This window comes from Synechococcus sp. UW179B (assembly GCF_900474245.1).
Taxonomy (GTDB): Bacteria; Cyanobacteriota; Cyanobacteriia; order PCC-6307; family Cyanobiaceae; genus Synechococcus_C.
Map to the genome: position 1 here is coordinate 207,076 of NZ_UCNZ01000006.1, position 24,380 is coordinate 231,455.

26 protein-coding genes and 1 tRNA gene are annotated in these 24,380 nt (G+C 56.5%); 16 read left to right on the top strand and 11 right to left on the bottom strand.

Annotated features, from left to right (window positions below):
* Positions 1 to 43 precede the first annotated feature (43 nt).
* Both DXY38_RS03680 and DXY38_RS03685 read left to right on the top strand, forming a co-directional pair.
* Positions 44 to 667, top strand: a complete 624-nt coding sequence (locus DXY38_RS03680) for a DNA-3-methyladenine glycosylase (RefSeq protein WP_371410986.1) — start codon at positions 44 to 46, stop codon at positions 665 to 667.
* Complete coding sequence (locus DXY38_RS03685) at positions 664 to 1,713, top strand: aspartate carbamoyltransferase catalytic subunit (RefSeq protein ID WP_115070501.1); 1,050 nt, start codon at positions 664 to 666, stop codon at positions 1,711 to 1,713. Before DXY38_RS03680 ends, DXY38_RS03685 begins: the two co-directional genes overlap by 4 nt.
* Here DXY38_RS03685 and DXY38_RS03690 read toward each other — a convergent pair.
* The 6 genes from DXY38_RS03690 to DXY38_RS03710 form a co-directional block, all read right to left on the bottom strand.
* On the bottom strand, positions 1,653 to 3,167 hold the full coding sequence (locus DXY38_RS03690; protein ID WP_115070502.1) for an NAD(P)/FAD-dependent oxidoreductase: 1,515 nt from the start codon (positions 3,165 to 3,167) through the stop codon (positions 1,653 to 1,655). The genes DXY38_RS03685 and DXY38_RS03690 overlap by 61 nt on opposite strands.
* Before the next feature lie 70 nt (positions 3,168 to 3,237).
* Complete coding sequence (locus tag DXY38_RS03695) at positions 3,238 to 3,579, bottom strand: DUF565 domain-containing protein (RefSeq protein WP_115070503.1); 342 nt, start codon at positions 3,577 to 3,579, stop codon at positions 3,238 to 3,240.
* A 185-nt stretch (positions 3,580 to 3,764) separates the two neighbouring features.
* Positions 3,765 to 3,965: a hypothetical protein gene (locus DXY38_RS03700; RefSeq protein ID WP_006853639.1), complete on the bottom strand. Its 201-nt coding sequence runs from the start codon at positions 3,963 to 3,965 to the stop codon at positions 3,765 to 3,767.
* A 53-nt stretch (positions 3,966 to 4,018) separates the two neighbouring features.
* Positions 4,019 to 4,171 carry a hypothetical protein gene (locus tag DXY38_RS13640; protein ID WP_159098310.1) on the bottom strand — a complete coding sequence of 51 codons (153 nt, stop codon included), beginning with the start codon at positions 4,169 to 4,171 and terminating at the stop codon, positions 4,019 to 4,021.
* Between the two features lie 149 nt (positions 4,172 to 4,320).
* Positions 4,321 to 5,016, bottom strand: coding sequence for a putative 2OG-Fe(II) oxygenase (locus DXY38_RS03705; protein ID WP_115070504.1), 696 nt, complete (start codon positions 5,014 to 5,016; stop codon positions 4,321 to 4,323).
* Between the two features lie 502 nt (positions 5,017 to 5,518).
* A tRNA-Ala gene (locus DXY38_RS03710) sits at positions 5,519 to 5,591 on the bottom strand.
* A gap of 45 nt (positions 5,592 to 5,636) precedes the next feature.
* Here DXY38_RS03710 and DXY38_RS03715 point away from each other — a divergent pair.
* From DXY38_RS03715 to DXY38_RS03745, 7 genes are all read left to right on the top strand, one after another.
* On the top strand, positions 5,637 to 5,867 hold the full coding sequence (locus DXY38_RS03715) for a DUF2555 domain-containing protein (protein WP_006853636.1): 231 nt from the start codon (positions 5,637 to 5,639) through the stop codon (positions 5,865 to 5,867).
* A complete protein-coding gene (coaBC, locus tag DXY38_RS03720; protein ID WP_115070505.1) occupies positions 5,857 to 7,167 on the top strand; it encodes a bifunctional phosphopantothenoylcysteine decarboxylase/phosphopantothenate--cysteine ligase CoaBC in 1,311 nt (436 codons plus the stop codon). The genes DXY38_RS03715 and coaBC overlap by 11 nt, the downstream gene beginning before the upstream one ends.
* 186 nt (positions 7,168 to 7,353) lie before the next feature.
* Positions 7,354 to 8,175 carry a photosystem II manganese-stabilizing polypeptide gene (gene psbO / locus DXY38_RS03725; protein ID WP_115070506.1) on the top strand — a complete coding sequence of 274 codons (822 nt, stop codon included), beginning with the start codon at positions 7,354 to 7,356 and terminating at the stop codon, positions 8,173 to 8,175.
* A gap of 103 nt (positions 8,176 to 8,278) precedes the next feature.
* Positions 8,279 to 9,448 carry a sulfate adenylyltransferase gene (gene sat, locus DXY38_RS03730; RefSeq protein ID WP_115070507.1) on the top strand — a complete coding sequence of 390 codons (1,170 nt, stop codon included), beginning with the start codon at positions 8,279 to 8,281 and terminating at the stop codon, positions 9,446 to 9,448.
* 45 nt (positions 9,449 to 9,493) lie between these two features.
* On the top strand, positions 9,494 to 11,347 hold the full coding sequence (ftsH3, locus tag DXY38_RS03735) for an ATP-dependent zinc metalloprotease FtsH3 (RefSeq protein ID WP_006853632.1): 1,854 nt from the start codon (positions 9,494 to 9,496) through the stop codon (positions 11,345 to 11,347).
* Positions 11,322 to 11,972, top strand: a complete 651-nt coding sequence (locus DXY38_RS03740; protein WP_115070508.1) for a bifunctional 4-hydroxy-2-oxoglutarate aldolase/2-dehydro-3-deoxy-phosphogluconate aldolase — start codon at positions 11,322 to 11,324, stop codon at positions 11,970 to 11,972. Before ftsH3 ends, DXY38_RS03740 begins: the two co-directional genes overlap by 26 nt.
* A 39-nt stretch (positions 11,973 to 12,011) precedes the next feature.
* Positions 12,012 to 12,620, top strand: a complete 609-nt coding sequence (locus DXY38_RS03745; RefSeq protein WP_115070509.1) for a hypothetical protein — start codon at positions 12,012 to 12,014, stop codon at positions 12,618 to 12,620.
* Between the two features lie 14 nt (positions 12,621 to 12,634).
* On the opposite strand, the gene aroC is transcribed toward DXY38_RS03745, so the two are convergent.
* From aroC to DXY38_RS03765, 4 genes are all read right to left on the bottom strand, one after another.
* Positions 12,635 to 13,723, bottom strand: coding sequence for a chorismate synthase (aroC, locus tag DXY38_RS03750; protein ID WP_115070510.1), 1,089 nt, complete (start codon positions 13,721 to 13,723; stop codon positions 12,635 to 12,637).
* A gap of 91 nt (positions 13,724 to 13,814) precedes the next feature.
* On the bottom strand, positions 13,815 to 14,291 hold the full coding sequence (locus DXY38_RS03755) for a cupin domain-containing protein (protein ID WP_244278990.1): 477 nt from the start codon (positions 14,289 to 14,291) through the stop codon (positions 13,815 to 13,817).
* Positions 14,292 to 14,296: 5 nt separating this feature from the next.
* On the bottom strand, positions 14,297 to 15,157 hold the full coding sequence (locus DXY38_RS03760) for a methyltransferase domain-containing protein (RefSeq protein ID WP_115070512.1): 861 nt from the start codon (positions 15,155 to 15,157) through the stop codon (positions 14,297 to 14,299).
* Positions 15,158 to 15,160: 3 nt separating this feature from the next.
* On the bottom strand, positions 15,161 to 16,003 hold the full coding sequence (locus DXY38_RS03765) for a class I SAM-dependent methyltransferase (protein ID WP_006853626.1): 843 nt from the start codon (positions 16,001 to 16,003) through the stop codon (positions 15,161 to 15,163).
* Between the two features lie 275 nt (positions 16,004 to 16,278).
* On the opposite strand from DXY38_RS03765, the gene DXY38_RS03770 reads away from it, so the two are divergent.
* The 3 genes from DXY38_RS03770 to DXY38_RS03780 are packed head-to-tail and all read left to right on the top strand — an operon-like array spanning position 16,279 to position 19,318.
* Positions 16,279 to 17,418, top strand: a complete 1,140-nt coding sequence (locus DXY38_RS03770; protein ID WP_115070513.1) for a glycine betaine/L-proline ABC transporter ATP-binding protein — start codon at positions 16,279 to 16,281, stop codon at positions 17,416 to 17,418.
* Entirely contained in the window at positions 17,418 to 18,341 is a 924-nt protein-coding gene (locus DXY38_RS03775) for a proline/glycine betaine ABC transporter permease (RefSeq protein ID WP_115070514.1), read from the top strand. Before DXY38_RS03770 ends, DXY38_RS03775 begins: the two co-directional genes overlap by 1 nt.
* A complete protein-coding gene (locus DXY38_RS03780; RefSeq protein WP_244278991.1) occupies positions 18,338 to 19,318 on the top strand; it encodes a glycine betaine ABC transporter substrate-binding protein in 981 nt (326 codons plus the stop codon). Before DXY38_RS03775 ends, DXY38_RS03780 begins: the two co-directional genes overlap by 4 nt.
* 16 nt (positions 19,319 to 19,334) lie before the next feature.
* Here DXY38_RS03780 and DXY38_RS03785 read toward each other — a convergent pair whose 3' ends face one another.
* Entirely contained in the window at positions 19,335 to 20,615 is a 1,281-nt protein-coding gene (locus DXY38_RS03785; protein ID WP_115070516.1) for a glycosyl transferase, read from the bottom strand.
* Positions 20,616 to 20,625: 10 nt separating this feature from the next.
* Between DXY38_RS03785 and DXY38_RS03790 the strand changes: the two genes are divergently transcribed.
* The 4 genes from DXY38_RS03790 to DXY38_RS03805 all read left to right on the top strand — a co-directional run bounded on the left by DXY38_RS03790 (position 20,626) and on the right by DXY38_RS03805 (position 24,286).
* Entirely contained in the window at positions 20,626 to 22,446 is a 1,821-nt protein-coding gene (locus tag DXY38_RS03790) for an alpha-amylase family glycosyl hydrolase (protein ID WP_244278992.1), read from the top strand.
* Positions 22,443 to 23,252, top strand: coding sequence for an HAD-IIB family hydrolase (locus DXY38_RS03795; RefSeq protein ID WP_115070517.1), 810 nt, complete (start codon positions 22,443 to 22,445; stop codon positions 23,250 to 23,252). The genes DXY38_RS03790 and DXY38_RS03795 overlap by 4 nt, the downstream gene beginning before the upstream one ends.
* Before the next feature lie 89 nt (positions 23,253 to 23,341).
* Positions 23,342 to 23,764, top strand: coding sequence for an OsmC family protein (locus DXY38_RS03800; RefSeq protein ID WP_115070518.1), 423 nt, complete (start codon positions 23,342 to 23,344; stop codon positions 23,762 to 23,764).
* Between the two features lie 36 nt (positions 23,765 to 23,800).
* Positions 23,801 to 24,286, top strand: coding sequence for a hemagglutinin (locus DXY38_RS03805; RefSeq protein WP_115070519.1), 486 nt, complete (start codon positions 23,801 to 23,803; stop codon positions 24,284 to 24,286).
* Positions 24,287 to 24,380: the final 94 nt, after the last annotated feature.

Genomic DNA, 24,380 nt, shown 5'->3' on the forward strand with positions numbered 1-24,380 from the left:
CCCATGGATTATCCCCTCAGCGACTCCCATAGCTATCCAGTTCATCTCCAAGGATTTCCCAGCTCTGCCCCACGCCTTCTTCTGTCGTCCAGCAGAGGAGGTTGCCCCTGCTCTGGTGGGGTGCAGGTTGGTGAAACGCCAGAGCGATGGAAGTTTGCTGTGGGGCGTGATCGTGGAGACAGAGGCGTATTCCCAGGAGGAGCCTGCCTGCCACGGCTATCGCCGCCGTTCACCGCAAAACGAAACGCTATTTGGTGAGCCTGGGCGGTTTTATGTGTATGTCAGCTATGGCATTCACCACTGCGTGAATGTGGTGACGGATCGCAGTGATTGGGCCAATGGGGTGTTGCTTCGCGCTGTTGCCATGCCTGGCAAGGCTGAACGGATAGCGGCAGGGCCTGGGTTGCTGTCTCGGCATTTTGAAATCAGCCGACGCCATGACAACAGCTCCGCCTGTGGCGAGAATGAACTGTGGTTGGCCCCCAGGCCCTCCGTTCTCAACATCCCTGAGCTTGTGACCACCACACGGATCGGAATCTCTCAGGCCCAGGATTTGCCTTGGCGTTGGTATCTGAAGGCCTCCCGCAGCGTGAGCCGGCGTGCCAAAGGTGATCGGATGCCTGCTATTAGTCAGGCCTCCATTCCAACCCTGGAGTGCAAGCGATGAGTGGGTGGTCGCACCGGCATGTGCTCGATTTAGCGGCGTTCTCGCGTGACGATTACGCCACCGTGCTCGAGCTTGCCCATCGTTTTCGTTCGATGCCGGTGACGGGCGCTCGCAAACTCCCGGCGTTGCAGGGCCGATTAGTGGCCACCTTGTTTTTTGAGCCCAGCACGCGCACGCGCAGCAGCTTTGAGCTGGCCGCTAAGCGGTTGTCTGCTGATGTGCAGAGTTTTTCCCCGTCGAGCAGCTCTCTGAGCAAAGGCGAATCCCTGCTCGATACAGCGCGCACCTATGTCGCGATGGGGGCGGATGTGCTGGTGATCCGTCATCGCTGCACGGATGTCCCCGCCCAGCTGGCCCATGAGTTGGATCAAGCCGGCGAGCGCACCGTTGTGCTGAATGGGGGGGATGGTCAGCACAGCCACCCCAGCCAGGGCTTGCTCGATCTCTATACGCTCGCGCACCATTTCGATCCCCATCGTCCTCAACCCGAGGCCTTGCAGGGCAAGCGCATCGGGATTGTTGGCGATGTGTTGCATTCGCGCGTAGCGCGCTCCAACCTCTGGGCTCTCAGTGCATGCGGCGCGGATGTGATGCTGTGCGGGCCGCCCAGTCTTGTTCCCGATGCCTTCGCTGACTTCTTGGAGGCTCCGCCGCCTGGGCAAGCGGTTGATCCTGTCCTTCAGCGTGGAAGGCTGCAGATCAGCCGCAACCTGGATGAATGCTTGTCGGGTGCGGACGCTGTGATGACGTTGCGTCTACAACAAGAACGCATGACCGATCATCTGCTCACGGATCTGGATCGCTATCACCGTGACTATGGGCTCACCCATGATCGGTTGCGACGCTGCTCTTTTTCAGGCCCTGTGCTGCATCCAGGCCCTGTGAATCGTGGGGTTGAAATGAGCGGTGCCCTCTTGGATGACCGCTCGATCTGCTTGGTGGAGGATCAAGTTCGCAATGGAATCCCGATCCGGATGGCGCTGCTTTATTTGATGGCGGCGTCTGATCCTGTGGCGGATTCATCGCGGGCTGCTTCGCCATCCTGAACACGCACACCAGACACGGACTTGGAGTAGTAATCCATGGCTGCTTTCAGTGCCGCATCTGGAGCGGCAATCGAGGGGCCACTGCCGCTGTTCATTGGGAACGGTGCGTCTGCAGAGTCGAGACCGATGTGCTGACATGGCATGCCTGTGAGCAGCATCGATGAACGTTGCTGTGACAGAACCGCAAACATCCACTTGATCAGCAAGGACCAGCGATTTTCTCGATCGGGCATGAAGGCCAGGTGTGCGGCTGCCCAAACCGCCCAACCTGGGCTCCCGCTGAATTTGAAGCCGCGGAGATCAGCAACGGCCGCAACACGATCCAGCACAGCCATGCTGCCGAAATCAAACCATTTGAAGTTCGGGCGCTGGCGTCCACCGATGATCGCGGCGATGTCCTTGCCGACGAAGCCCCCAGCTTGCGTTGCTGGTCCGGCCATGCCCGGTAGGGGATTGCCCTTGGAGGTGTGTTTGTAGCTGCAGAGATCGCCCACGACCCGAATCTCTGGATGATCTTTCACGCTGAAGTCGGGTTCAACGATGACCCGACCGCCACGATCCAATGCACAATCGATCGAGGCTGCAAGGGTCTTGCCAAGGTGAGACGGGCGCACCCCGGCCGTCCAAATCACGGTTGCCGCTTGGATCGTTTGCTCTCCATCTGGAGTGCCAACGGTGACCTCTCCTGGCTGCATGCTCTGAACGCGCCCTTTGAAGAGGGTCTCTACCCCAAGAGATTCCAGTGTCTTTTGGGCAGAGGCCGATAGCGACTCAGGCATCGCCCTCAGCAAGCGATCGCCCGGGTCGATCACGATGATTCTTGAATCATCAGGATCGAGCTGTTTGAACTCACGGCGCATGGCATTGCGCATTAATTCGGAGGTGGCACCTGCCATTTCGCACCCCGTAGGGCCCCCTCCCACAATCACCACGGTTTGAAGAAATTTGCGCGCCGCTGGATCAGGTGTTTGCTCTGCCTGCTCCATGGCCATCAGCAAGCGACGACGAATCTCCTGGGCATGCTCAAGAATTTTCATCGGTGGCGCAAAGGTGCGCCATTCTTCATGGCCGAAGTAGGTGCTGCCTGAGCCCGATGCCAGCACTAAGTGGTCGTAGCTAACGACCTTTTCGCTGAAATTGATTTGTCGCTTCTTGGCATCTAATCCCTTCACTTCCCCGAGCAGGACCTGAACATTGCGCTGCTTGCCAACGAGCTGTCGTAGGGGTGTTGCCACATCTCCGGGAGCGACGAGCCCCGTTGCCACTTGATAGAGAAGCGGCTGGAACAGGTTGAAATTGCGCTTGTCGATCAAGGTGATGCGCACCTCTGCCTGGGCAAGTGCTTTGCAGGCGCGAATTCCAGCAAATCCTCCTCCCACGATCACCACATGAGGGGCGTTGCGAAGACGTTCTTCTGGTGGTTCGAGCTCGAGGAAGAAATGCTCAGCAGCCATGGTCCACCCAACAGCAGAACTAAAGTCAGGCTATGAATCCCCATCAAAATTGTCTGGATTTGTCCGTTCTTTAAAGCAACTTGAATCCTTCCAATAAAAGGCCGTACAGCAAGCCAATGCGTGCCATATCCAACAGATCACGTCCCAAATGTTTTTGTTGATCTCGCGCCCAATGCCGTCTGGTTCGAACCATGAGCTCCCAGATCGCCACAGTGATGACAGCGGCCACTGGATCCATCAAGGCCAAAGCACCAGCAATGGCTCCAATGCTGTTACCTAAAGCAAAACTGGCACCAAGAGCGATCAGCATCAACGATGCTCGCCGCCATGGATTTTCAGCCCACCGATCAAGCCTTGAAGTGGCTTCTCCGAAACTGATTTGAAGTCGAGTCTTTTGCAGTCGAGCGGTCATGAATGGAACCCCTCAAGCCTCGTTATCACAGGTGTGCCACCAATTGATCCCCATCACCCGGCCGGCAACCTGCCAACACCCAAAATACTCGATAATTATTAGTTTCCTGTATCAATTGCTGGTTTTTTGAGCATTTCCTGTTGAATCAAGATTTGCTTCAAGTTGGCCACCCAGCAGGATCGCATTCAGTCGGAATCTGCTTTCGCTTTGCGAGATGATTTGCCCTCCAGAAGCTCAAGCAAGGCCTCCATCTGGGCCATGACCCCTCTTACCTCACCGGCTTCAGGGAGGAGTCCGTCTTCCATCACGCCTTGATGCATTTCACGCAGCTCTTGGCGGATATAGCGCAGGTGGCTAACCACCTGTTCTCGTTTGGATTGCGACATCGTTTATAGGCTCAGCTCACATCCCTTTTACCGCATGGTCGTTCCGACTGGCGTCAGCGACGGCCCAGCCCACCAGCCAGCGCGATCAGGCCATAGGTGATCAAGGCACTGGGTCTGGCTAGCGTCGAGGCCAAAACAAGAACAAAAAGGCCTGCAAACAGGGGCAAATGTCTTGTGAATTGAGTGCTTGTCGGGAACATCAGCAAGACTCCAGCGCAGAGGGCTGGACGTCCTGTACGCCTATAGCCCTCACGATGAATGGATGCATGTCAAGGCCCCAGGCCATGGCTGTCCTTGGCATGGCTGACCCTGAAACTGGAGTGAATCGTAAGGCAATTTTCTGAGAGGCTGTCCGTCAGAAGCCTCTCGCTCTTGGTCGCTGACTCGAAAGAGAAATGTTGGGATTCTGGTCAGGGGGCTGTGGATGCGAGGAAACGGGCTGAGCAACGACGTTAAAGGCGAGAGACCAGCGTTCTCCTGCGCCTCGGAAGGGCATGACGGAATGCGGTTGCCATGCTGGAAAAATATAAAAGTCGCCCGGTTTGGGAAGCACATACTTCGCCATTCCTGTGCGGAATGATTGAAGGTGATAGTCCTCCGGACCGTGAAAACACAGTTGCCCGTCAAAACTGCTTCCGTTGATCTGTGGGGGGACTTTTAAAAAGACAACTCCCGAAAAACTTCCTCCATGGGTGTGCATGGGGTTGTAATCGCCCTCTATTTGGCAATTCAGCCAGATGTCAATCAGTTTGAGTTGGTAGCGACCTGGCACCCATGGGCCGCGCCCTTGAGGCGGTTGCTGGTCAATCACGTGCCGGATCCAACGCTCGCAGCCTTCGAGGAGGACGGATTCACAAAGTTCTCGAATGGCCGGTTGGGTGAAATCCAGTTGTAGCTGTTTGCTGAGCTGTCCAGCTAGGCGCGTTGAAGCGTCAGGATTTGATCCTGGATTGAGCAGAACATCCTCACAATGGAGATGCACGTGATGAAGGAGTTTTTGGTCAACTTCCCCTTGCACAATGGAGCGTGGAAAGAGGTCAATAACGTCCATGTTCTGATTGATTGATGAATCCTTTGAAGCTTTTTGATCTTGGATGAATCACTCTTGTGCTCAATACTGTTCTGAGTACTGCACCCTTGAAATGCAGAGATCGTTCTGTCTAAAAGGAACGTCGGTTCTGGGTTGTTTCTTTTGCTACAGCGGCTGGGGCGTTGTCGTCTCGCCAATGCATCGGCACGTATTCGTTTCCAGCATTTGAGTCAAGCCCTCCTGCGCCCCAGCTTCTCTTTGCTTTCAAGCTTTGCTTTCAAGATTTGCTTTCGCCAAGGGGATGTTAAGGGGCTTGTGTAACGCTCTTTTTTGATTGTTGTTGTTGCTGGCCATCAAGGGTTGTCTTTAAAGTGACATGATTAGTCTTCGCAAGTGAAAGCTGGGGAGGTGAAAAGTCTTCGTTTTGAAGCTATTCCCCGTGATTAATCTATGGCGCACAAAGTTGCCCTGAAAGAGCTCATTCTTTTTGCTTAAAGCTGAAAATGAAGCCTTTTCTTGACGATGGAGACTAGGGGATTCGAACCCCTGACCTCTGCGGTGCGATCGCAGCGCTCTACCAACTGAGCTAAGACCCCGTCGCTCGAAACTTAGCGTCAGCTCTAACGCTTGCCCGAGGCAGAATGGGGTCTTCGCTTCAGGGAACCAGCATGCCGATCACGCCGGAATCTCTGGACGCGTTTGATGACGACAAGGTGGCTTTGCTCGCGCAGCGCCTGGAAGACGACGATTACCCCACTCCTTTTGATGGCTTGAGTGATTGGCATCTGTTGCGTGCCTTGGCGATCCACCGGCCGGAGCTCACCGGCCCATACGTTCACTTAGTTGATCAGGAACCATTCGATGAAGATTGAGGCCCCACGGCCTCTGGAGGGGCGTCGCCTCCTCGTCGCCGCATCGGGAAGCATCGCTGCGGTGAAGACGCCTCTTCTTGTGAGTGCCTTGGTGAAGGCGGGGGCCGAGGTGCGTTGCGTTATTACCCCAAGCGCCTCACGCCTTGTCAGCCCTGTGGCACTCGCAAGCCTGAGTCGTCACCCCTGTTTGCAAGATCAGGACCAGTGGGCGCCATCGCAACCTCGGCCGTTGCATGTGGAGCTCGCGGAATGGGCGGATCTAGTGGTGGTGGCTCCCTTAAGCGCTACAAGTTTGGCCCGCTGGACTCAGGGACTTGGTGATGGATTGCTGGCCTCCTTGTTGTTGGCCTGCGAACGGCCTGTGGTGGCAGCCTCAGCGATGAATACAGGGATGTGGGGCAACCCTGCAGTCCGGCGCAATTGGGAGCTTTTGCAACGGGATGAACGGGTCCTCTGTCTGGGGCCGGAGCCTGGTTTGTTGGCTTGTGATCGAATCGGAGAGGGGCGAATGGCTGATCCCGCTTTGATTCAATTGGCGGTTGTCCATGCGCTTCAGCAGGGGAGCGAGAAAAGGATGTTGGCGCGTGATTGGAGTGGTCGCTCGCTCCTCGTGACCGCTGGCCCAACGGTGGAAGCTCTGGATCCTGCCCGGATCATGAGCAACCGCAGCAGCGGGCGCATGGGCGTGATGCTCGCTCAAGCTGCCCGTTGGAGGGGCGCCAGGGTTGACTTGATTCACGGTCCGCTTCAGGTGCCAGACGCCTGGCTTGAAGGCTTGTCTTGCCACCCTGTGGAGTCGGCGCAAGCGATGGAGTGCGCACTCACTGATCTGCAACCGGGAGTGGATGCGGTGGCGATGGCGGCGGCGGTGGCCGATCTGCGTCGTCGTGGTGGAGCGCTGCCTCACAAACAGGCGAAGGCCGCCTTGGCCAGTGTTCTTGGGGCCGAGATGGAGCCTGTCCCCGATCTGTTGGCCGGTTTGGCTGAGCGCCGACCCCCTGGTCAAGTGCTGTTGGGATTTGCGGCTCTCAGTGGGCAGGCTAATTCGCTTCTGGAACGCGCACGTCAAAAACTTCTTGCCAAGCAATGCGACCTGTTGTTTGCCAACCCCATTGATCAGCCCCATCAAGGGTTTGGCTCTCACCTCAATGGTGGCTGGTTGCTCAGACGCGATGGCAGCCAAGAGCAGTGCTTGCCCCAATGCAAGCTCGAGCTCGCCAATCGCTTGCTGGATGAGATCTTCACGCAACTGCCTGGCCTGGATGCCCTTGATTTGCCGGGCGATGTCTCAAACGGGTAATTCTCTGAGAGTCGCCTCTGTCACTGTTTAATGTCGCCGTTGATCGGTTTCGAGACGCCTCCTTTGGGGCCCGCAACGCGAAGGCTTGTTGAGAGCTGCAAAAGGCTTGCCGGAACGCACGTTTTCGCCTTGTAAGATCGAAAAATCGGTGGATACCGTCCTCGTCCGGCTAATCAGTCTTCTTCTATGCGCATCCGTCCCCTGCTGGCCATGGTGCTAGCCCTCTGTCTCTTTGTTGTAACCGCCTGCAGTGGTGGTGCTGAGGCCATAGACCGATCCAACGTCACCTATGACGACATCCGCAATACGGGCAAGGCCAACGACTGCCCCAGCCTGCCTGACTCCGCCCGTGGCTCCATCAGCCTGACGGCTGGCTCGGCTTACGAACTGCGTGGGATCTGCATGCATCCCTCCCAGGTCTTCGTGAAAGGCGAACCAGCCAATAAGCGTCAAGAAGCCCAATTCGTTGAGGGCAAAATCCTCACCCGCTACACCTCAAGCTTGGATGAAGTCTTTGGTGATCTCATCGTTGGTGAGGACGGCCTGAGCTTCAGCGAAAAAGGAGGGATCGATTTCCAGCCGATCACCGTTTTGGTTCCTGGTGGTGAGGAATTCCCCTTCACCTTCTCAAGCAAAAACCTTCAAGCCACCGCTGAAGGTTCTGCACTCACCACCAGTACCGACTTCAGCGGCACTTACCGCACACCTAGCTACCGCACCAGTAACTTCATCGATCCCAAGGGTCGTGCGTTGACAACTGGTGTGGACTATCCCCAGGGCCTGATGGCATTGGGTGGTGACTATGAGGAGCTTGAGAGCGAAAACGTCAAGCGCTACATCGATGGCACTGGCATCATGAGTTTCTCAATCACCAAGGTGGACCCCGACACGGGGGAGTTCGGCGGTGTGTTTACAGCGATCCAACCCTCTGACTCCGATATGGGTGGCAGGGAGATCGTTGACGTGAAGATCAGCGGAGAGGTCTTCGGTCGTCTTGAGGAGGCTTGATCCTTCTGTTCAGACGCATTGATGCAAAAGGAGGGCCTCAGCCCTCCTTTTTTTCTGTCTTCTGGGAGAATCTCGCCATCCCTGATCCAGACACGAATCGCCGATGACTGCCAGTTCCTCTTCCTCGCAGCGCTCCGGGGTGATTGCTCCTTACGGAGGCACCTTGGTGGATTTGATGGTGTCTGCCACGGAGCATGTCGCGCTGAAGGCCTCTGCCACCACAAGCATTGAATGTTCCGATCGCAATGCCTGTGATGTTGAGCTGCTTGTGGTGGGTGGATTCTCTCCAGAGCGAGGATTCATGCATCAGGCCGACTACGACTCCGTGGTGGCCGGGCACCGCACCACATCTGGCTACCTGTTTGGCTTGCCGATCGTGATGGATACCGACCGTGAGGACGTGGCGGTTGGAGACAAGGTGTTGTTGACATACAAAGGTCAGGACCTCGCTGTTCTCACCGTTGGCGATAAATGGGAACCCGACAAGGTTGTTGAGGCCAAAGGTTGTTACGGCACCACCTCGCTAGAGCATCCGGCGGTGCGCATGATTGCCACAGAGCGCCGTCGTTACTACCTCGGTGGTTTGATTCAGGGCTTGCAGCTTCCGGAGCGTGTCTTCCCCTGCAAGACGCCTGCTGAGGTCCGAGCCGGGCTCCCTGACGGCGAAGACGTGGTGGCATTCCAGTGCCGCAACCCCATTCATCGCGCTCACTACGAGCTCTTTACCCGGGCCCTGCACGCTCAAAACGTCAGTGAGAACGCTGTCGTGTTGGTGCACCCCACCTGCGGCCCCACCCAGCAGGACGACATTCCTGGCTCCGTTCGCTTCCAGACCTATGAACGCCTGGCAGCAGAGGTGGATAATTCGCGCATTCGTTGGGCCTATCTGCCCTATGCCATGCACATGGCTGGTCCGCGCGAAGCCCTGCAGCACATGATCATCCGCCGGAACTACGGCTGCACGCACTTCATCATTGGCCGCGACATGGCTGGATGTAAATCCTCTCTCTCAGGGGATGATTTTTACGGTCCCTATGACGCGCAAAATTTCGCCAAAGAGTGTGCTCCTGAACTAACGATGGAGACCGTTCCCTCCTTAAACCTCGTCTTTACCGACGAAGAGGGGTATGTCACTGCGGAACATGCGGAGGCCCGCGGTCTGCATGTCAAAAAGCTCAGCGGCACCCAATTCCGCAAGATGCTGCGCAGTGGCGAGGAGATCCCGGAGTGGTTTGCGTTCCGCAGCGTGGTTGAGGTCCTTCGGGCCTCCTGATTTTTTCGATTTCTATTAACATTCCTTCATCAGAGGCGAAGAACCTTGAACAAGCGTTGGCGCAATGTGGGGCTTTACGTCCTGCTCGTAGTGGTAGTGATCGTTGTAGGTACGGCGTTCCTCGACCGTCCCGACCCTGCAACGGCAGCTCGCACGCTGCGGTACAGCGATTTTGTTGAGTCTGTTCAGGAGGATCAGGTCAGCAGGGTTTTGCTTTCCCCTGATCGTGGAACCGCTCAGATCGTTGAGACCGATGGCCGTCGTGCGGAGGTCAACCTCGCTCCAGACAAGGATCTGTTGAAGATGTTGACTGACCACAACGTTGATATTGCCGTGCAGCCATCTCGCCAGCCAGGTGCCTGGCAGCAAGCGGCGACCAGCTTGATCTTCCCGTTGTTGCTTCTCGGAGGTCTTTTCTTCCTGTTCCGCCGTGCTCAGGGCGGTGGTGGCGGCGGCGGCAACCAAGCCATGAATTTCGGCAAGAGCAAGGCCCGCGTTCAAATGGAGCCCACCACCCAAATCACCTTTGGAGATGTGGCCGGAATTGAAGGCGCCAAGCTTGAGCTCACCGAGGTGGTTGATTTCCTCAAGAATCCCGATCGCTTCACCGCCGTAGGTGCGAAAATCCCCAAGGGTTGCTTGCTTGTGGGTCCTCCAGGTACAGGCAAAACGCTGCTTGCCAAAGCCGTAGCCGGCGAAGCAGGAGTGCCCTTCTTCTCGATTTCAGGTTCTGAATTCGTTGAGATGTTCGTTGGTGTGGGTGCCAGCCGTGTTCGTGACTTGTTTGAACAGGCCAAAAAGAATGCACCCTGCATCGTGTTCATCGATGAGATCGATGCTGTAGGTCGTCAGCGTGGTGCCGGCCTTGGCGGCGGCAATGACGAGCGCGAGCAAACCCTGAACCAGCTCCTCACCGAGATGGATGGTTTTGAAGGAAATACCGGCATCATCATCATTGCGGCCACCAACCGCCCTGACGTCTTGGATTCAGCCTTGATGCGTCCAGGTCGTTTCGACCGTCAGGTCACGGTTGATCGTCCTGATTACGCCGGTCGTCTTCAAATTCTTGGAGTTCACGCCCGCAGCAAAACCCTGTCGAAGGATGTGGACCTCGATAAGGTGGCTCGCCGGACCCCTGGTTACACGGGTGCCGACCTGGCCAACCTTTTGAATGAAGCGGCCATCCTCGCTGCCCGTCGCCAACTCACCGAGGTGAGCAACGACGAGATCAGTGATGCCATCGAGCGGATCATGGTGGGCCCCGAGAAGAAAGATCGGGTGATGAGCGAGCGACGCAAGCGCCTTGTGGCTTATCACGAGGCCGGTCACGCCCTGGTGGGTGCACTGATGCCTGATTACGACGCCGTCCAGAAGATTTCGATCATTCCCCGCGGCAATGCGGGTGGTTTGACCTTCTTCACGCCCAGCGAAGAGCGGATGGAATCTGGCCTTTATTCACGCACCTATCTGCAGAACCAAATGGCTGTCGCGTTAGGCGGTCGGGTTGCAGAAGAGATCGTCTACGGAGAAGACGAGGTCACAACGGGTGCCTCCAACGATCTCCAGCAGGTGGCTTCAGTAGCCAGGCAGATGGTGACTCGCTTTGGAATGAGCGACAAGCTTGGCCCCGTAGCGCTTGGCCGTGCCCAAGGAGGCATGTTCTTGGGGCGTGACATCGCTGCTGAGCGAGATTTCTCAGAAGACACCGCAGCCACGATTGATTCCGAAGTGTCTGATCTTGTTGATGCGGCCTATCACCGTGCCACCAAGGTGCTGAACGACAACCGTTCCGTTCTGGATGAACTCGCTGAAATGCTCGTTGAAAGCGAAACTGTTGATTCCCAGGAACTTCAGGATCTCTTGATCCGACGCGATGTCCGAATTGCTGAGTACGTCTGATCGTCAGCAGTGGTTGATGGCCTCTCTGCGCCGTCAGCCACTCATCATTGTTTTGCGGCCCAGGGAGAGTGATCTCCTTGGGCCGTTTTTGCAGTCATTGTTGTGTCAACGCCTGGATCAGTTGGTCGATCTTGGCGTCCAGCACATCGAAATTGCCTGGGTGGATCATGCTCGCTGGAGTGCCCTGATTGCGGCGATTCGTCTTCGCCATCCAACCCTTCAGCTGGGAGTGGCGTCTGTGACGTCTCAACGCGGGCTCCAGGCCGTGATCGATCTCGATCTTCCCTATGCGATGTCTCCACTGTTGGATCAGGGCCTGGTCTCGATGGCTCATCAACACCACTGTTGTCTCGTCCCTGGTGTGATGACGCCAACCGAAATTCGGCAGGCATGGGTTCTTGGTTGCCATGTGGTGAAACTGTTTCCAGCGGTGGTGCTGGGCCTCGATTACTACAGGCAGATTTCGGCGCCGATGGGAGATCTGCCCTTCATGATTGCCGCCGGTGGGTTGAGCGTGGCCGATTTGGATCCGTGGCTATCGGCTGGTTACGACGCGATTGCTCTCGGCCGTGCCGTCTTGAGCACAACGGACGCCATCGCCGAACTACGCGATTGGTTGATGTGAGTCTTGTCTGCTACAGATGGGATAGTGATTTGATTTCGGATGTCTCAGTTATCCATCAAGCTGAGCGACAAGGCGGATGCTCTGATCGCGCAATTGCAGAAAGAGATCTTCAATCGTCGCCGTAAAAAAGTCACGGCAGCTGGCGTTGTTGAGACGTTGGTTGAGAGTGGCGCGCGGTCTCAGTCCGACAAACGCTTTGCCACCTCTTGGGTCAATTTGATCGAAGACATTGAGAAGGCGGCCAAGCTGGCTACGGCGCACGGAAGCAAGCCCGCATCCCTAACGGATGAGGAATGGGTGATGGTGTTGAGTCATCGCAACCGCCAAGTCTCTAAACCGCGTCAAGCGAGCAAAACAGCGAAAACGAGCAAAGCTGCCAAGGCTGATAAGCCTGCTGCTGCCCGTACAACGACCTCAAGTAAAACCAAGCGAGCCTCAACGTCCACGCGGGTGGCGAAAGCTCGGGTGGCCAAGACATCGGAAACGTCTACTACCTCCTTGGCGTCCGTTGGAAAACCTCGTAAGGCGCGCCGTGCCCGTAAGTCGAGTGCTGAGTCCACGTCTGCTCGTTCCACGGCGGGTCGCATGGCCAAAGCGGCCGCACAGTTGGCGAGCAGCAATGGGATCCAGTCACCGGCCAGAAGCTGAAGCTGGGGGGGCGATCACCAAAGGCTGCACTGCCCTTGCTGTCTGAGCAGGTGATCGGCAAGCACCAAGGACACCATGGCTTCCACCATCGGAACGGCTCTTGGCAAGACACAAGGGTCGTGGCGTCCTTTCGCTGAGAGCGTGGTGGCCTCCCCTGCCGCGTTGACCGTTTGTTGCTCCTTGCGGATGGTGGCCGTTGGTTTGAAGGCCACGCGGATCACAATCGGTTCCCCATTGCTGATCCCTCCCTGAATGCCTCCGGAATAGTTGGTGGCCGTATGGAGGCTTCCATCCTGTGTGGGAAGGAAGGCATCGTTGTGGGCACTGCCCTTGAGGAGCGTGCCGGCAAAGCCCGATCCGATTTCAAAGCCCTTGGTGGCGGGCAGTGACATCACGGCTTTGGCCAGGTCTGCTTCCAGCTTGTCGAACACGGGCATCCCCAGCCCTGTGCTCGCATGCCTCACCACGCACTCAATCACCCCGCCGCAGGAATCTCCCTCCTGGCCGATCGCTTCAATGCGTTGGATCATCTGTTCTGCCATCGCTGCATCAGGGCAGCGCACGATGTTGCTTTCCACTTGCTCAGGTGTAACGGAGCTGGGATCCACGCTCGCTTCGAGGTCGTGGATGCGCTTCACCCAAGCGATGACTTCGGTGCCATTGGCTTTTCTGAGAAGTTGCCTGGCGATAGCCCCTGCCGCAACGCGTCCAATCGTTTCCCGCGCGGAAGCCCTGCCGCCGCCGCTGCGGGCCTGGATGCCATATTTCGCCTGGTATGTGGCATCGGCATGGGAGGGGCGAAAGGCCACTTCCATGTCTTTGTAGTCCTGAGGGCGTTGGTCCTTGTTGCGCACCACCATCGCGATCGGTGTGCCCAGGGTCACCCCATCGAGCAAGCCGCTGAGAATCTCCACTTGATCGGCTTCTTTTCTGGGGGTGGTGATCCGGCTTTGACCCGGTCGTCTTCGGTCGAGGTCTGCCTGAATGGCTTCCAGGTCTAATTCCAGCCTGGGCGGGCAGCCATCAACGATCACGCCCACGCCTCCACCGTGAGATTCCCCAAAGGTGCTGATGCGAAACAGTTTCCCGAAGCTGCTACCCATGCTGTCTCCCTGTTGGGATGAGCGTAATGAGTCGGGTTCACTGTTGAGCTCTTATGAGTTCTGCTGAGCTCTGCCGAGAGCTCAGATCAGATCAGATCAGATCAGCAAGCGCCGCGGCTGGGCGTTCGCTTTCTGGAAGATCTCTGAGCATGGTGAAATCTTCAAAGCTGAATCCAGGCCCAACACAGCAACTCACCAGGCTGTAGGGGCCTTCGGCCTTGGCGGCCTGCCAGTGATCCGCAGGAATCACTTGGACAGGGTTGTGCATCGACAACACCTCTCGAGTGGCCTGATCGGCCTCCTGCTTGAGGCACCACAGACTCAGAGGTGCTCCTTGTAGGTGCGTCCAAACCTCATCGGCATGGCTCACCCTGTGCCAGCGACTGAGCGATCCCGCATCTAAGAGATACAAGATTGTGCTGATGGCACAGCGTTGCTGCTGATCTGATCGAACCACCGGCAGAGAGCTGCGATGCAGCTCGCGATACCAGCCGCCTTCTGGATGGGGTTGCAGTGTCCATTCCTCCACCAGCTTCTCTACGACTTCCGATGGGTTGCGTTCGTTCATGGCCATCATTCTTCTGGTTTGCGATAGCGCATCAGGCCCCAGCAGAGCCTTCCGGCATTGCCTCCTTCAACCCAATGCTGGAGACCCGCGTCCATTTTTGCGAGATAGTTGGGGCTAATGCTCAGTTTCAACTCGTCCTGGCGCCGTTGGAGCTCGTCTCGAACACGGCTGTAGTGACGGATCAGCATGGGGGTGCGGTCATCCCAAACATCGCGTTGGAGCCCAGCGTTGTTCGCCCAGTCTTTGTATCGCTCTGGAGATCCCAGATCGGAGAGATGAATCCGTTCAAGGATGGCGGAGAGTGATGAAGACGGAACTCCGTCACTGGCCATCGGATCTGTCATCACCATCACGCCACCGGGCTTGAGCAGCCTTGCGGCCTCCTTCATCACCTGTTGGCGATCGCCCGAGTGGAGGATGGCATCCTGGCTCCAAACCACATCGGCGCAGGCATCCTCCAGAGGGACGGCCTCAAAAGAAGCGTCGTGCACCTGGATCTGACGGTCCAAGCCAGCTGCACGATTGAGTTCACGATGACGCGTGTTCTCAACGGCAGAGATATTGATGGCTTCCACCTTCACCAGGGGGTTTTGGCAGAGGTGGCGAGCGGCTCCGCCGTAGCCCGAGCCAAGGTCCACAACGCAAGAGCTCTCCTTAGGGCTATCTGTTTGCGGCGCTTGGATCAGTGCTGCCAGTGCTTCCACCGTGCGACGACTTGCGCTGGCAATGGGTTCATTCACCGCGTTGTAAAGGCCGATATGAATATCTTCTCCGCCCCAAATTTCGGCGTAAAAGCGGTCGGCATCGTTGCTGTCGTAATAACCGGCTGCAGTGGAAGCAGCCGTTGAAAAGGCAGAGTTGCTCATGCGTTAAATCGCAGTCATGTCGGTGTCAAAGCGGTATTCCTTTTCCGCAACATGCACATAGAAGTCAGGATCGTCATGGCCCTGTTGGTAGTCGCCAAAGGTATTGATTCGTTGAAATCCCACTTCACGCATCAGGCGCCTCACGTAGCCATGACGCAAAGGGAACATATTTAAGTGATAGGTACTCCCGTCGCTGAAGGCGTAGCGAAAGCGAGCGAGGCCATCGTCGACATGCTCAGGCCCAACCTCAACATCTTTGCCGCAGTACACATTGCTTTTGCCACTTTTGGAGTTTCCTTCCAGCAAGCGATCGTAATTTCTGTGATCCAAAATCAGTACACCGTTATGTTTCAGTACGGCGTAGTACTCCGCCAAAGCTTTGCGTCGATCTTGCTCTCTGAACAGGTGGGTGAAGGAATTGCCTAAGCAGATCACCGCATCGAAAACACCATGCACATCGCGGTTGAGGAAGCGCCAGTCGGCATGCACGGTGCGCATTAATAAGTCGCGTTCACGGGCATTCTTAAATGCACGCGCCAGCATATTTGGACTTCCGTCCACACTGACAACATCAAATCCTTCTCGTAATAAGCGAACAGAGTGAAATCCTGTTCCAGTTGCGACATCAAGGACGGATTTGGCTCCGTGCTGATGCAATAGCTTGATAAAGAAATCACCCTCTGCTTTTTCGCGCGCTTCCCAATCAATTAATCGATCCCATCGGTCAACAAATTGTTCAATATATTCCTGCTCGTAGTGATCGGTTTCACGAACCCGTTCGGGTGAATCTCCGAACCGTTGGGCATCACTCTGTTCAATGGCAGAGGGGTTCGTGAACGATGACATAGATGTCTTCTTGTTAAGGAACTGGAATTTCGAAGATCTGTTATCAGCGCATTGACAGATGCAGGCTCACTCCAAAAGCGTCCGAATTTTGGGTGGCTGTTTGATAGATCGTTTTTTAACGCTAACGCTCGTGATCGAAAATGTCAGCAAAATCCACCTTTTTGACTTGTGTCAGCAAGCGGTGGATTCTGCTTTCTGTCGTTCTCGTGAAGGAATGCTTTGAGATGCCTTTGTGGTGGCTAAGTTTTAGTCCTTAATGTTGGGACGGATCCGATATGAGTTCGGAAATCTGTCTCGATTCTCTTTGGAAGATATACGGAGGATCTGCAGATTTAGCGATCAAGCAACTGCGTTCTGGAATAGATCCGATTGATTTGTATCAGCAAGCAGGTCTTCGTGCTGCTGTTCGTGATGTCTCATTAGAGATCCAAGCGGGGGAAATCTTTGTTGTGATGGGCCTCTCAGGGTCGGGAAAATCCACCTTGTTGCGCCTTCTCAATGGTTTGATCAAGCCCTGTTCGGGTGAGGTGAGCGTTCAGGGGCGGCAGCTGTCTTTGTTGAACCCCATGGAGCTCAACAAGCTTCGCCGTGAGCAGATGGGGATGGTGTTTCAGTCCTTTGCGCTCTTTCCGCATCGAACCGTGATCGATAACGCCGCTTTCGGTCTTGAGGTGGCCGGTGTGCCCCGGAAACAGCGCAGGGATCTCGCGCTTAAAGCTCTGGAGCGCGTCGGCCTCGGAGATGAATGTCGTAAATACCCGCATCAGCTGTCTGGGGGGATGCAGCAGCGGGTTGGTTTGGCGCGCGCCCTGGCACTCGATCCACCGATCTTGCTGATGGATGAGGCCTTCTCAGCGCTTGATCCCTTGATTCGCAGCGATATGCAGGAGTTGCTTTTGCAGTTGCAGGCTGAGCGCCAACGCACCATCGTTTTTATTTCCCATGACCTGGATGAGGCGATCCGTCTGGGCGATCGGATTGCCCTGATGAAGGACGGTCAAGTGCTCCAATCCGGAACCGCTCAGTCCCTGCTCCGTGATCCCGCGAGCGAGGCCGTTCGTCATTTCTTCCGCGATATCGATACCGCAGCGGTTTTGGACGTTGCTGCCATTGCGTCCCCGCCACGTTGCCTGGTCGTTCACGCTGTGGACGATCTCCCTGCGCTGGATCCGTCCATGGGCGATCCGCTGTATGTCATTGATGGGCGGCAGCAGTTGCTGGGTGTGCGCATTGGTTCTGAGGATTGGATCGGGGCCGATCAGCTGGTCACCCTGCGCGCCGGGATGCGGGTTCGTGAGGCCATCTCACCCGTGGCGACCCTTCCGTACCCACCCCCTGTTCTTGATGGGGAAGGTTGCTTTTTGGGTGTGATTACTCCCCGTCAGCTGTTGCAATCTCTGGAGGTCAACCTTTGATGCTTCATTCCTGGACGTTTGGCTTTCTTCCCTCTTTGGCTGCCGTTCATCAAGCTGGCGCCATCGGCTTAGCTATTGATGATGCGGTGCTGTGGTTGCTCACCCACGCACAAAGCCTCTTCGACGTCGTCAATGCTGGAGTCCTGGCGCTTGCTGTCTGGATTGAGCAAGTACTCCGAGCACCCTCACCCTGGAGTTTTGCTCTGATCGTGGCTGGTCTTGGCCTCTGGCGAGTGAGCGGTGGATTTGCGTTGTTCGCACTGCTCGGTTTGAACTTGGTCCTGGCGATGGGTCTTTGGGACCCGATGATCTCCACCCTTGCCCTCGTGTTGGCGGCGTCATTCCTGGCCTTGCTGCTGGGTCTGCCAATGGGGGTGTTGTCAGCTCGTTTGCCATGGGTTTGGCGGCTGCTTCGGCCTTGCTTAGACCTGATGCAGACCATGCCTGCTTTTGTTTACCTGATTCCTGCAGTGATGTTGTTCAGCACAGGCGCTGTTCCGGCGATCATCGCCACCTTGGTCTTTGCGATGCCTCCTGTGGTCCGTCTTACCCATCTCGGACTTCGTCAGGTCCCCTTTGATCTGATGGAGGCTGGGCGTGCCTTTGGCTGCAGTGAGTTGCAATTGCTCTGGAAGGTGCAGATGCCAAGTGCGTTGCCCACGGTGATGAGTGGGGTCAATCAAACGATCATGTTGGCTTTGTCGATGGTGGTGATTGCCTCAATGATTGGTGGTGGTGGCCTCGGCGACGTCGTGCTGCGCGGGATTCAGCAACTGGATGTGGGCCTTGGTTTTGAGGGTGGGATAGCGGTTGTGATTCTTGCGGTCATCCTCGATCGACTCAGTCAGAGCTTGATGCTGGAGGGTGAGAGAACGGTGGAAGCGCGCTCCCGCCGCTGGCGCTCGCTATGGAGAACACCATGACCGCTCCCCTTTGGCGCCGACGTGCTGTTTTGCTGTCCGGCCTTGGTTTAGCGGCGGCTTCCCTCTCCAGTCAGGTGCGCTTGAGCTGGCAGCGCCAGGCCGACTCGACGGCATCCACCACGTCCTCCACGCAACAAGGCTTGGCCTCACAAGCCGGCCCTGGGACCTCTCCATCGAGTGCCACGGGGCCGTTGCGCTTGGGATGGTCTCCATGGGCTGATGCGGAAGTGATGAGCTTGATCGCTCAGCGAGTGATTCAACAGGCTTACAACCTTCCCGTGGAACGGGTCATGGCCGACATCGGCATTCAATACGCCTCTGTAGCGCGAGGAGATCTCGACCTGATGTTGATGGCCTGGTTGCCGTTAACGCACAAGGACTATTGGACTCGCGTGCGCGACCGGGTGCTTGATTTCGGCTCGATGTATTCCGGCCGTCTTGGTTGGGTGGTCCCTGATTATGTGGATGCCGCGGAGGTTCGCTCGATCACTGATTTGCGAAATCCTGAAGTGGCAGCGCGTTTCCAAAACACCGTTCAAGGCATTGATCCTGGTTCAGGTCTGAATCAGGCCTCTGAGCGAGCACTGCTTGATTACAACTTGACTGACATGCGTTTGGTTGCGTCCAGCAGCGCCGCCATGACGGCGGTTCTTGATAAGGCGATCCGTGAGCGTCGTTGGGTGATGGTGACGAGTTGGACTCCCCATTGGATGTTTGCTCGCTACAAGCTCCGCTTTTTGGAAGACCCTCAGCTCGTGTTTGGTGGTGTGGAGTGGATTCATGCCCTGGGCCGACAGGGCTTGGATCGCGACCATTCAGACCTGGCCGCCTTCCTATCGCGTTTTCAGATTCCTGATCGTGAACTGTCTGATTTGCTGCTTATGGCCAACGAGCGATCGGCAGCCGAGGCGGTCGAGGATTACCTCGATCGCCATCCTGCCCGCATTCGCTACTGGACAACGGGGATGATCGGCTGAAGTGCAGACGCTGGATTCAGGCTGCTGCTGCAGGACGTCTTGGTGGGCAGGCGATCAGGGGGCGATGGTGATGACGTCGTGCCGTTCGAGTAGCAGCTGCAGGAAGGGTTCGTTGCTGGCCTGCTTCGGCGAGGTCGGCTTGCAACCGTTCCGTGCAGCACAGCAACCTCGACCAGCTCGGTAGCTGATGGGCCACAGGTGCTGCCATCAACTCCTCAACTTTTGGACGTAACAAGGTTGCGAAGCTTTGGACAGCAAGCTCCTCGCTGTGTCGGTTGTAAGGAAGACGATTGATGGCTGAATCCAATCCAAAATGCTGGACACGGTCTTCGCCTACGCGCCGGAACAGCACTTCGAGTGTAGGGATCTGGTCTGGAGACAACATCCGACCTTCATGCTCCATGAGTCCACGAAGCACCGTGGCAAAAATCTCACCGGCCATGCGCTGCAAGCCCTCTGAGGGAGTATTGCCGAGGGTTTTGTGCTTGTGATCAAACAGTCCGAGGTCCACTTGGGCGATGCGTCGAGGCGCCACATGGCGATACACCTCTGAAAGCAAGCCGATCTCGAGTCCCCAGTCGGAAGGGATGCGCAAATTCATAGCGAGATCCCTTGTGAACGCGAATTCGCCGGCTAAGGAGTAGCGAAATGATTGGAGATAGCGCAGATACGGCATGGGGCCAAAGATTTGCTCCAGGCTGGTGAGGAGTGGACCGACAAACAGGCGTGTCGCTCGTCCATGGAGCGATTGGGTCTCGAGAGAAAGGCGGCTGTAGAACGCTTTCACATAGGCCACACCGAGCGAGGGATCTAGCAACGGTCGCAGCATCCGTTCTGGGTAGGCCGGAGAAAAGGTGCGGATGTCGGCATCGAAGAGTCCAACAATCTCAGCGTTTCTGCATGCCACACCAAGCCCCTGCCATACAGCCCAGCCTTTCCCAGGTGGTCCGGTCACATTGAGGCCAAGGGTCTGCAGTGACTGAAGTAATTCGGCAACGGCGGGGCCATTCGTCCAGTGGACGCGCACAGGAAATGGCATGTCAGCAAAGAAAGCTTCCGCTGCGGCGACATCGTCGCTGGTCTCCGCGGATAAGGCGATCACGAGTTCCTGTAGTCCGCTTAGCTCCGAAAGAACCTCACGGATGAGCCTGAGCGCAGGACGGCTGAATTCCTCCATGAGGCACGGGATCAGCAAGGACGTGGGGCGTTGTCTCAGCTGACGTTGAAAGTCTGAGCGATCCAGCTTCCCGAGTCCGTAATCATGAATCGTGGCAATTAATCCCTGCTGAAAATCCATGCGGTGATCAATGCGACAACAATTTGCGGAGCTCTGTTCCATACCTGTTGAACTTGGCAAAGGCATGGTGTCGAAGCAGTTAATGGCGCATGAGTGGTTGCCATCGCTTCTGACGGAGCTCTATGAACACCATTCTTCGGAGGATCTCAATCGCTTGTCGTCGCAATTGCTGCATTCCGAGCGGTCCGCCTCAGCGATTCCCATTTCAGAGACGGTGGATGCTGGGATTGCGGATGGAGCGGCTACGGGCGCGCGTTGGGATTCCTCGAGTTGTGTGTTGATTGCCTATGCCGATTCGGTGATTGCCGATGACCAGCCTGGGCTCCGTTGTTTACAGGCGCTTCTGCATCGCCACTTCCAAGGACTCTCATCGGTTGTGCACGTGCTGCCCTTCTTGTGCGCCACCAGTGATGGAGGCTTTGCCGTTGCCAGTCATGAGCAGATTGACCAACGCTTCGGTGATTGGAATGACCTGGCCGCGTTGGCTGAAGGTCGCCAGTTGATGGCTGATTTGGTTCTCAATCACATTTCCGCGTCCCACCCCTGGGTTCGGGCTTTTTTGAAGGGAGAACAACCTGGAGCGCGATGTGTGTTGGCGGCGGCTCCCAACCCTTGTTGGGACAACGTGGTGCGCCCCCGTAGTTCGGCTCTATTCACCACGTTGGCGACAGATCGTGGTCCAGAAACGGTCTGGACCACGTTTGGGCCCGATCAAGTGGATGTGAACTGGCGAGAGCCTGAGGTGTTGCTTGGATTCACACGGCTGCTCGATCTTTTCTGCCGTTATGGCGTCCAATGGTTGCGCCTGGATGCAGTGGGGTTTGTTTGGAAACAGCCTTTTACGGATTGCATCCATCAGCCTCAGGCCCACCGTTTGGTTGAAGTGTTGCGCCTTCTCTTGGAATCGCGATGTCCGCAGGGGGTGGTGGTGACGGAAACGAATGTTCCCGAGCAGGAAAATCTCTCTTATCTGACCACTGGCGCTGAAGCGCACCTCGCCTACAACTTTCCCTTCCCCCCCCTTGTTCTCGAGGCCTGTCTCAGTCGTCGTGCGGATCTGTTGAATGCCTGGCTGGCGCGTTGGCCCCAGCTCCCTGAGGGGACAGGGCTGCTCAACTTCACGGCCTGTCATGACGGGATTGGTTTGCGGCCCCTCGAAGGATTGATGGAATCGGATCGGTTGCTCCAGTTGTTGAAGCAATGCGAGCAGCGGGGTGGTTTGGTGAGTCACCGGAGATTGGCCGATGGGCTGGAGGTTCCCTATGAAATCAACATCAGCTGGTGGAGTGCCATGGCGGCTCCAGGGCGGGATCCATCGCACCATCAACGAGCACGTTTTTTGTTGACGCAGTTGCTGCTGCTGACGGTTCCCGGCGTGCCCGCGTTCTACCTGCCGGCCTTACTGGCAACCCCCAATGACAACGCTCGCTTTCGCCTCAGCGGTCATCGCCGTGATCTCAACCGTCCTCAGTTTCAACGCGACCGTCTAGAGCGTTTGTTGGCTGATCCCGAAAGCGATACCAATCAGGTGGTGGCGACGTTGCAACAAGCGATGGCGGTCCGTCGTGGGCAGGCGGCGTTAGATCCCTTTGCCCCGATGAAGGTCCTGAGTGAAGGCCGCTCGGATCTGGTGATTCTGCAGAGGGGAGAAGGGGCAAGCATGCTGTTTGCGATTCACAATTTCAGTGATGTTCGCCTTAGCTTCCCTTTGAGCATGCTTGCTGCGTCCACAGGGTCTGTTTGGCATGACGTCTTGAATGGGCACTCTCTCGTTGCGGGCCAAACGGCTCTCGACCTTGAGCCGTTTGCAGTGCATTGGCTGATTCGATGAATAAAACAGAGGCTCTGTCTTCCACTCCCTGGTGGGTCGTCACCGATCTCGATGGGACCTTGATGGACCATGCCTACAACTGGGCGCCGGCACGGGAGGCAATTCGTGGCTTGCAGCTGCAGGGAATTCCCGTGATTCCGTGTACGAGCAAAACGGCTGAGGAGGTGAAAAGTTTTAGGGCTGCAGCTGGTTTGAAGGACCCATTCATCGTTGAAAACGGAGGGGCCGTTCATGGGGAAACGAGCGATGGCGAGTTATGGGAGCTGGCGCTGGGACGCCCTATTGCTGAACTTCGTCCGGTCTTGCGTGAGCTTGCCGAGTTGCTCAGTGAGCCGTTGCAACCCATCGATGCACTCTCAGATCAGGAGGCATTCGACCTGCTCGGTTTGCAGGGCGAAGCGCTGCAGTTGGCTTGCACGAGGCGTTGGAGTTTGCCATTTGTGCCTCCTTCCGCTTTTGCGCGGCAACGGTTGCCAGACCTTGCCAACCGGCTTGGTTTTGCAGTTGTTCAGGGCAATCGCATGAGTCATCTGCTCGGCGCAGAGGTCAGCAAGGGTCGAGCCCTTGAGGTTTTGAAGCAGCACAGGGGTGGCGCTCCCGTGCGGGTGCTCGCCCTGGGGGACTCACCCAACGACGAGCCCCTCCTCGAAGCGGGTGATCTTTCCGTTGTGGTGCCTGGTTCGAATGGCCCCCATCCGGTCTTTGCTGACGCCATCGCTCGAGGCCGCTATCAGTTGGCGCCGGCTTGCCATGCTCAGGGCTGGGCTCAGGCGGTTTTTCAGTACGTTCTCAATGAATCGTGCTGATCCTGAACACTTCCCACGTTTCCTCAAAGACCGCGTGAATCTCTCCCCAAATCGGGAGCAGACTTGATCAGAGGAATGATCAAGGACTGATGACAGCGATTCAATGTCGATACACCGGTGATTTGCACTGCACCGCTCAGCACGGACCGTCAGGGTCCGTCTTGAACACCGATGCACCCACTGATCATGATGGTCTTGGCGAAAGCTTTTCGCCAACGGACCTGCTGGCGACAGCCCTTGGAACGTGCCTTTTGACGATCATGGGGATCACTGCACAGCGCCGCGGCTGGGACCTCGCCGACGCCTCAGTGATCGTTGAAAAAACAATGACAAGCGAGGGACCACGGCGCATTCAAAGGCTTGAAGCTCAGATCACTCTTCCTGTCTCCCTGAGTCAGGAACAGAAGGCCTTGTTGAAGCGCGTCGCAAATGATTGCCCCGTGAAACGAAATCTCGACTCTTCAATGACAATTGATTTGATCTGGAGCGATGCCAGTCCCACGGCCAATTAGTTGATTTAGCAACGCCAACAAGGCGAGGAGGGTTCGATGAGACTCCAATTCATCCCGATTCACGTCTTTCGCGAAACACCATCTGTCACCTTTTTTGATGCCGGTGTGCCCGGAACCAACGGAACAGATGTTGTGGTTCACCGGGGTGCGGCCACGTCACCACCCGATGCCAATGGATTTGAGCAGTACTACGTCCATCAGCATCAGGTGGACCACAACTTGGTGCTCGATGGACAACGCACCTTCATCCTCTTGAATCCTGCTTGGGACCAGTCCCATCACGTCATTCATTTGATTCGGGAGATGGGTGCGCTTCAGATACCGGTTGGCACCTATCACCGCTCAACGTCCGGTGAAACCGGGAGCATGGTGTTGAACCAATCGCTGCGTGATCCCGAATTTGATTTCAAGACGGAGTTCATTCCTGTGAGTTTGGAGGCTCGTGAAGACCTCCGTCAGGCACAAGCGTCCATCCCATGGGTTTGGAGCTGGAAAGACGGCCACATTTGCCGCTCGCACTAAGGCTTCCTACCTTGTTTGTTTGTTGTTTGAGGGATGGGAAGGCACAAAAAAGCCCCCTCGTGAGAGGGGGCTTTCTAGTTCAGTTGATCTGAAC

Excerpts from the sequence above, each read along its gene's own strand:
- DXY38_RS03685 (WP_115070501.1), top strand. The coding sequence starts at position 664 with ATGAGTGGGTGGTCGCACCGGCATGTGCTCGATTTAGCGGCGTTCTCG.
- DXY38_RS03690 (WP_115070502.1), bottom strand. The coding sequence starts at position 3,167 with ATGGCTGCTGAGCATTTCTTCCTCGAGCTCGAACCACCAGAAGAACGT.
- DXY38_RS03695 (WP_115070503.1), bottom strand. The coding sequence starts at position 3,579 with ATGACCGCTCGACTGCAAAAGACTCGACTTCAAATCAGTTTCGGAGAA.
- DXY38_RS03700 (WP_006853639.1), bottom strand. The coding sequence starts at position 3,965 with ATGTCGCAATCCAAACGAGAACAGGTGGTTAGCCACCTGCGCTATATC.
- DXY38_RS03705 (WP_115070504.1), bottom strand. The coding sequence starts at position 5,016 with ATGGACGTTATTGACCTCTTTCCACGCTCCATTGTGCAAGGGGAAGTT.
- DXY38_RS03715 (WP_006853636.1), top strand. The coding sequence starts at position 5,637 with ATGGGGTCTTCGCTTCAGGGAACCAGCATGCCGATCACGCCGGAATCT.
- coaBC (WP_115070505.1), top strand. The coding sequence starts at position 5,857 with ATGAAGATTGAGGCCCCACGGCCTCTGGAGGGGCGTCGCCTCCTCGTC.
- psbO (WP_115070506.1), top strand. The coding sequence starts at position 7,354 with ATGCGCATCCGTCCCCTGCTGGCCATGGTGCTAGCCCTCTGTCTCTTT.
- sat (WP_115070507.1), top strand. The coding sequence starts at position 8,279 with ATGACTGCCAGTTCCTCTTCCTCGCAGCGCTCCGGGGTGATTGCTCCT.
- DXY38_RS03740 (WP_115070508.1), top strand. The coding sequence starts at position 11,322 with ATGTCCGAATTGCTGAGTACGTCTGATCGTCAGCAGTGGTTGATGGCC.
- DXY38_RS03745 (WP_115070509.1), top strand. The coding sequence starts at position 12,012 with ATGTCTCAGTTATCCATCAAGCTGAGCGACAAGGCGGATGCTCTGATC.
- aroC (WP_115070510.1), bottom strand. The coding sequence starts at position 13,723 with ATGGGTAGCAGCTTCGGGAAACTGTTTCGCATCAGCACCTTTGGGGAA.
- DXY38_RS03755 (WP_244278990.1), bottom strand. The coding sequence starts at position 14,291 with ATGAACGAACGCAACCCATCGGAAGTCGTAGAGAAGCTGGTGGAGGAA.
- DXY38_RS03760 (WP_115070512.1), bottom strand. The coding sequence starts at position 15,157 with ATGAGCAACTCTGCCTTTTCAACGGCTGCTTCCACTGCAGCCGGTTAT.
- DXY38_RS03765 (WP_006853626.1), bottom strand. The coding sequence starts at position 16,003 with ATGTCATCGTTCACGAACCCCTCTGCCATTGAACAGAGTGATGCCCAA.
- DXY38_RS03770 (WP_115070513.1), top strand. The coding sequence starts at position 16,279 with ATGAGTTCGGAAATCTGTCTCGATTCTCTTTGGAAGATATACGGAGGA.
- DXY38_RS03775 (WP_115070514.1), top strand. The coding sequence starts at position 17,418 with ATGCTTCATTCCTGGACGTTTGGCTTTCTTCCCTCTTTGGCTGCCGTT.
- DXY38_RS03780 (WP_244278991.1), top strand. The coding sequence starts at position 18,338 with ATGACCGCTCCCCTTTGGCGCCGACGTGCTGTTTTGCTGTCCGGCCTT.
- DXY38_RS03785 (WP_115070516.1), bottom strand. The coding sequence starts at position 20,615 with ATGGATTTTCAGCAGGGATTAATTGCCACGATTCATGATTACGGACTC.
- DXY38_RS03790 (WP_244278992.1), top strand. The coding sequence starts at position 20,626 with ATGCGACAACAATTTGCGGAGCTCTGTTCCATACCTGTTGAACTTGGC.
- DXY38_RS03795 (WP_115070517.1), top strand. The coding sequence starts at position 22,443 with ATGAATAAAACAGAGGCTCTGTCTTCCACTCCCTGGTGGGTCGTCACC.
- DXY38_RS03800 (WP_115070518.1), top strand. The coding sequence starts at position 23,342 with ATGACAGCGATTCAATGTCGATACACCGGTGATTTGCACTGCACCGCT.
- DXY38_RS03805 (WP_115070519.1), top strand. The coding sequence starts at position 23,801 with ATGAGACTCCAATTCATCCCGATTCACGTCTTTCGCGAAACACCATCT.